This window comes from Mesorhizobium sp. M4A.F.Ca.ET.020.02.1.1, from assembly GCF_004022645.1.
Lineage (GTDB): Bacteria > Pseudomonadota > Alphaproteobacteria > Rhizobiales > Rhizobiaceae > Mesorhizobium.
Window position 1 is genome coordinate 1 of sequence record NZ_RZOI01000387.1, and the last position, 5694, is coordinate 5694.

At 63.9% G+C, this 5694-nt stretch carries 5 protein-coding genes and 2 pseudogenes; 6 read left to right on the forward strand and 1 reads right to left on the reverse strand.

Going from position 1 to position 5694, the window contains the following annotated elements:
• The coding region (locus EN742_RS21865; protein ID WP_128333264.1) for a DUF2161 family putative PD-(D/E)XK-type phosphodiesterase at positions 1–516 on the forward strand (516 nt) is incomplete at its 5' end.
• A 106-nt stretch (positions 517–622) separates the two neighbouring features.
• Here EN742_RS21865 and EN742_RS21870 read toward each other — a convergent pair.
• Positions 623–851, reverse strand: a pseudogene (locus tag EN742_RS21870) (MucR family transcriptional regulator); the annotation flags it as partial.
• Between the two features lie 175 nt (positions 852–1026).
• Here EN742_RS21870 and EN742_RS21875 point away from each other — a divergent pair.
• From EN742_RS21875 to EN742_RS21895, 5 genes and pseudogenes are all read left to right on the forward strand, one after another.
• Positions 1027–1758: a FadR/GntR family transcriptional regulator gene (locus tag EN742_RS21875; RefSeq protein ID WP_126056880.1), complete on the forward strand. Its 732-nt coding sequence runs from the start codon at positions 1027–1029 to the stop codon at positions 1756–1758.
• Positions 1755–2957, forward strand: coding sequence for a PLP-dependent transferase (locus EN742_RS21880; RefSeq protein WP_126056879.1), 1203 nt, complete (start codon positions 1755–1757; stop codon positions 2955–2957). Before EN742_RS21875 ends, EN742_RS21880 begins: the two co-directional genes overlap by 4 nt.
• Before the next feature lie 28 nt (positions 2958–2985).
• Positions 2986–4263, forward strand: a complete 1278-nt coding sequence (locus tag EN742_RS21885) for a sugar ABC transporter substrate-binding protein (protein ID WP_126056878.1) — start codon at positions 2986–2988, stop codon at positions 4261–4263.
• Positions 4264–4452: 189 nt separating this feature from the next.
• A complete protein-coding gene (locus EN742_RS21890; protein ID WP_128333265.1) occupies positions 4453–5373 on the forward strand; it encodes a sugar ABC transporter permease in 921 nt (306 codons plus the stop codon).
• Positions 5373–5694: pseudogene (locus tag EN742_RS21895) on the forward strand (carbohydrate ABC transporter permease); the annotation flags it as partial. The gene EN742_RS21890 and the pseudogene EN742_RS21895, both read left to right, overlap by 1 nt.

Below are 5694 nucleotides of genomic sequence, written 5' to 3' on the forward strand. Positions count from 1 at the left end.
TTCAATCTGGAACTCGTGCTCCAGGCCGTCGCCCGCGCGGCGGCCTGCGACGAGGTCTGGCTCGCCGCGCTCATGTCGGCGCGCGGCAAGGGGCGCGAGCACGACCGCCGCTTCCGCGCGCTGTGCCGCCGCCTCGGCTTCGGGCTGCTGGGGGTTGGCAGTAAGGGTGAGGTCGAGTTGCTGCTCAGTCCCGCCGCCGTGCCCCCGAGGCGTGATCCCCGGCGGCGTTCGCGCCTGATGGAGGAGCATCGGCGCCGGCGCGGCGACCCCACGGCCGGAGGCAGCACGCGCGCGCCGATTATGGCCGCCTACCGGCAGGAGGCGCTGGCCTGCGCCGCCGCCATGGCCGACGGCCCGAAGCGACCGCGTGACCTGAAAGCCGTTTCGCTGCGCGCGGCCAACATATTGCTGCACAATTACTATGGCTGGTTTGCCAGAACGGAGCGCGGGATCTACGCGCTTACCGAGGTCGGCCACGTCGCCCTGCAGTCGCAAACGATGGTCGAGGCCGGCTGAGGAGCGTTCGCGCGAGGCCGACCAATCAAGGATCGGTCCATGACCGGACCGCCGATTCGGCACGGCGATCCCGCCTCGAGCGTCGAACGCTTCTCGCGAGGGCGACCTACTGCGCCGAGCCGTTAGGCTTGCGTCCCAGCCCCATGGACTTGGCGAGCCTCGAACGGTTTGCGGAATAGTTCGGTGCCACCATCGGATGGTTGGAAGGCAGGGTTCCACTTCGCCCGATATTGATCGGGCGAGAGGCCGTAATGCACGGCGATATGCCGCTTCAGCAATTTGAAGTGCCGTCTGTCCTCGAGGCAGATGATGAAGTTGGGCGCCACGGATTTCTTTCATGGGAACCGCGGGGTTGAGTTCCACCGATTGGGCCGGGGAATATCCGGCCAGGATCGTTCTGAACGTATATCGCATCTGCGCGCCGTTCGGCCCTGTCTCGTTTCGGGCTGTTGACTCGCCTTTCGCTCTGTGCAGAATTGGTTGGACCATTGAACCACTTTAGGCTCTGGCTTGACCGATCTTTTGCCTCCCATCCAGACGACGGCCCGCGACGACGCGGTGCTGAAGGCCTTGGCCGGTTTCGTCAGGCAGGAATCCCTGGGTCCCGGTGAGAAGTTGCCGACCGAGCGCATCCTGGCCGAGCGGCTCAAGGTCAGCCGCAACACCGTGCGTGAGGCGCTGACGCGCTGGGAGGGGCTCGGCCTCGTCGAGCGGCGGCAGGGCTCAGGCACCTATCTCAAGGCGGCCGTCTCTCCCGATATGCTGCACATGCCGCTGACGCTGGCCGGCGGCAATGATTTCGCCGGCCTGATGCGCACGCTGGAAATCCGCCGCGCGCTGGAGGCCGAGGCCGCCGCCCTTTGCGCCGTCCGCGCCGGCAAGGCCGAGCTCGCCGAGATCGAACGCAAGCTCGACCTTATGGAGGAGGCTTTCCAGACCCGCGCCGGCATGTCATCGGACGAGGACTGGGAGTTTCATCAGGCGATCTACCGCGCTTCCGGCAATCCGCTGTTCGAGCAGATCATTGCCGCCATGCACGAGCTGTTCCACCGCTTCTGGGAACACCCGCTCGGCGTGCGCGATTTCGGCCACGCCAGCTTCCCCTATCACCGGACTATCTACGAACGCATTGCCGCGCACGACCCGGAAGGAGCTCGGGCCGAGGCGCTGAAGCTCATCGCCACCGTCGAGGACGATCTGAAGCGCGGCGCCGCCAACCTCAAGCTTTCGGACCGCAAATGAATGAGCACCCCACCGGTTTCGACCCGGGCCTTTCCAACAGCGACTATCTGGCCGAGGCGGCTACGCTTCTGGCCCATGACGATCCGTTCCCCGGCGGCGCGGTGGTGCCGCCTATCTACCAGACCTCGCTGTTCACCTTCGCCAATTATGCCGAGATGGCCGACACCTTTGCTGGCCGGCGCCGCCAGCCGATCTATTCGCGCGGCGACAATCCGACGGTGATGGAGTTCGAAGCGCGCGTCGCCGCCCTCGAAGGTGCCGAAGCCGCGCGCGGCTTCTCCAGCGGCATGGCCGCGATCAGCGCCACGGTGCTCGCCTTCGTCGGCGCCGGCGAGCGCATCGTCGCCGTGCGCAACTGCTATGGCGATGCCTACCGGCTGTTCGAGCGGCTGTTCCCACGCTTGCAAATCAAGGTCGACTATGTCGACGGCTCCGACCCGGATGCGGTGGCGGCGGCGCTGCCGGGCGCCAAGTTGCTTTACCTGGAAAGCCCGACCTCGATGATGTTCGAGCTGCAGGACATCGCCCATCTGACGCGGCTCGCGAAGGAGCAAGGCATCGTCACCACCATCGACAATTCCTGGGCGACGCCCGTGTTCCAGAAGCCGATCGCGCACGGCGTCGATCTTGTGCTGCATTCAGCCTCGAAATATCTCGGCGGCCACAGCGACACTGTTGCCGGCGTGGTGGCGGGCTCCGCCGCGCATATCAGGCACATCAACGAGCAGACCTATTCCTCGCTCGGCGGCAAACTGTCACCCTTCGAAGGCTGGCTGCTCCTGCGCGGCCTGCGCACGCTGCCGCTCAGGCTGCCGCACCACATGAAGAGCGGGCTCATCCTCGCCGAGCGGCTAAAGGCGCATGGCAAGGTCGAGCGGGTTAATCATCCCGCCTATTCCAACCATCCCGGCAAGAAGACGCTTGCCGGCTATGCCGGGCTGTTCTCCTTCGAGGTGACGGAGGATGTCGACATTCCCGCTTTCGTCGATGCGCTGAAATTCTTCCGCATCGGCGTCAGCTGGGGCGGTCATGAAAGCCTGGTTGTGCCGGCCAAGGCCTCGCTCGAGCAGACGCCGGGCCTGAATTCGATGGCGCGCTTCGGCGTCAGCCCCCGAACCATCCGCTTCAATGTCGGATTGGAAAGCGTCGAGGATCTCTGGGCCGACATCGCCCAGGCCTTCGACAAAGCAAGAAAATAACCGAGCGTTCAAAATGGGAGTCCTGAACATGAAGAGACTGACGCTGATGCTTGCCGCCGTCGCCGGCCTGGCGATTTCCGCCAGCGGCGCCCTGGCCGACAGCACGATCAAGATGGTCGAGGTCATCACCAGCCCGCCGCGCACCGAATTCCTGAAGAAGCAGATCGCCGAATTCGAGGCGGCCAATCCAGGCGTCAAGGTCGAGCTCGTCTCGCTGCCCTGGGGCCAGGCCTTCGAGAAGTTCCTGACCATGGTGCAGGCCGGCGACACGCCCGACGTTGTCGAGATGCCGGAACGCTGGATGGGCCTCTATGCCAACAACGGCCAGCTCGAGGACCTCGGTCCCTACATGGCCAAGTGGGACGACGCCAAGACGCTCGGCGACCGCGCCAAACAGTTCGGCTCGACCGTCAACAACACGCAGTTCATGATCCCCTACGGCTACTATGTGAACGCGCTGTTCTGGAACAAAAAGCTGTTCAAGCAGGCCGGCCTCGACGGCCCGCCGGCGACGCTCGACGAGTTCGTCGAGGACTCCAAGAAGATCTCGGCCATCCCCGGCAAATATGGCTACTGCCTGCGCGGCGGCCCGGGCGCCTTCAACGGCATGCACATGTTCATGAACATCGCCGCCGGCAAGGGCGGCTACTTCAACGAGGACGGCACCTCGACCATCAACGACGAAGGCTCGGTCAAGGGCCTGCAGATGCTGGCCGACATGTACAAGAACGGCCTGGCGCCGAAGGACGCCGTGAGCTGGGGTTTCAACGAGACCGTCACCGGCTTCTATTCCGGCACATGCGCCATGCTCAATCAGGATCCGGACGCGCTGCTCGGCATCGCTGACAAGATGAGTGCCGACGATTTCGCCGTGGCGCCGCTGCCGGTCGGACCGAGCGGCAAGTCCTATCCGACGCTGGGCTATGCCGGCTGGGCAATGTTCGCCAATTCGCAGCATAAAGACGATGCCTGGAAGCTGATGGCGACGCTGCTCTCGCCCAAGGACAATCTGGAATGGGCCAAGGAAGTCGGCGTCGTCCCGATCCACAATGGCGCCGACCAGGATGCCCATTTCAAGACCGAGCAGTTCAAGGGCTGGTTCACCGAGCTCAGCGACAGCTCCAAATATGAAATGGTGACGCCGCCGACGCATCTGGAAAACCTCGGCAACTTCGTCGACCAGGTGGCGATCAAGAACTTCCAGGAAGTGCTGCTCGGCCAGAAGACGGCCAAGGAGGCGGCCGACGCGTGGGCCGCGTTCCTGACCAAGGAGCAGCAGGACTGGCTGGCTAAAAATAAGAAGTAGGCGCAGGCTTTTTCCTTCTCCCCGTTTCACGGGGAGAAGGTGACCCGAAGGGCCGGATGAGGGGCAGCGCCCACTCCCGAAAGGTTCGCGCCGCCCCTCATCTGCCTGCCGGCATCTTCTCCCCGTGAACGGGGAGAAGGACGCTGTTTTGCCCGCCGGCACCCATTCACCACCGTAGAGCCAAAACGTATGACCTACGCAGTGTCCGAAATCCGATCCGCCGCCCGGCCGCGCAAGAGAGGGCTGAACAAGACCGCGATCGAGCCCTGGCTCTATCTTTCGCCGGCTATCGTCCTGCTTGTCGTTGTGCTTCTGGTGCCGCTGATCATCGGCATCAGCTATTCGTTCCGCAAATTCTCGGCCTTCAAGTCGGAATATGTCGGGCTCGGCCAGTATCAAACTATGCTCTCGGACGCCGTCCTTGGCCAGGCGCTGATCAACACGCTGTGGTGGACCGTCGCCAGCCTGTTCTTCCAGTTCTTCCTCGGGCTCGGCCTGGCGCTTCTGCTCGACAAGCCGTTCGTCGGCCGCAAGGTGGTGCAGGCGGTGGTGTTCCTGCCCTGGGCGGTGCCGTCCTTCCTCTCCGGCCTCACCTGGGCCTGGCTGTTCAACCCGATCGTCGGGCCGTTGCCGCACTGGTTGTTCGCACTCGGGCTGAAGGCCGAGCCGACCAACATACTGTCCGATCCCGCCACCGCCATGTGGGGGCCGATCATCGCCAACATCTGGTTCGGCATTCCCTTTTTCGCCATCACGCTGCTGGCCGCGCTGAAGTCGATCCCGTCGGAACTGCATGAGGCCGCCGCCATAGATGGCGCCTCGCCCTGGCAACGTTTTACCAAGGTCACGTTGCCGTTCCTGGCGCCGACCATTGTGATCACCGTCATGCTGCGCACCATCTGGATCGCCACTTTCGCCGACCTGATCTTCGTCATGACCGAAGGGGGGCCGGCGGGCTCGACCAGCACGGTGCCGGTCTACATTTATGTCAGCGCCTTCAAGTCGCTGGACAAGGGCTATGCCTCGGCGGTCGCCGTGCTGCTCCTAGTGTTGCTGATCTATGCGGTGGGGCTGATCGCCGTCCGCCGTACCTTGGTGAGGCACGTCTGATGATCGCCGGTCGCTCCACCTCCTCGCGCATCGCCGGCGGCATCGGTCTTTACGGCGCCATCGCCGCCTACATGGTCTTCGCGCTGTTTCCGATCTTCTGGACGCTGAAGATCTCGGTGACGCCGGAACGCCTGCTATACTCCGAAGGCATCACCCTCTGGCCGTCGCAAACGACATTCCAGAACTTCGTCACCGTGCTCGAAGCCTCCGACTTCCCGCGTTATTTCCTCAACAGCGTCATCGTCTCGGTATCGACGGCGGCTTTGGTGACGGTGATCGCCACGCTCGCCGGCTACGCCATGTCGCGCTTCACCTTTCGCG

What these genes read in the sequence shown, in the direction of transcription:
- EN742_RS21885 (WP_126056878.1), top strand. Translation starts at nt 2,986, where the DNA reads ATGAAGAGACTGACGCTGATGCTTGCCGCCGTCGCCGGCCTGGCGATT.
- EN742_RS21880 (WP_126056879.1), top strand. Translation starts at nt 1,755, where the DNA reads ATGAATGAGCACCCCACCGGTTTCGACCCGGGCCTTTCCAACAGCGAC.
- EN742_RS21890 (WP_128333265.1), top strand. Translation starts at nt 4,453, where the DNA reads ATGACCTACGCAGTGTCCGAAATCCGATCCGCCGCCCGGCCGCGCAAG.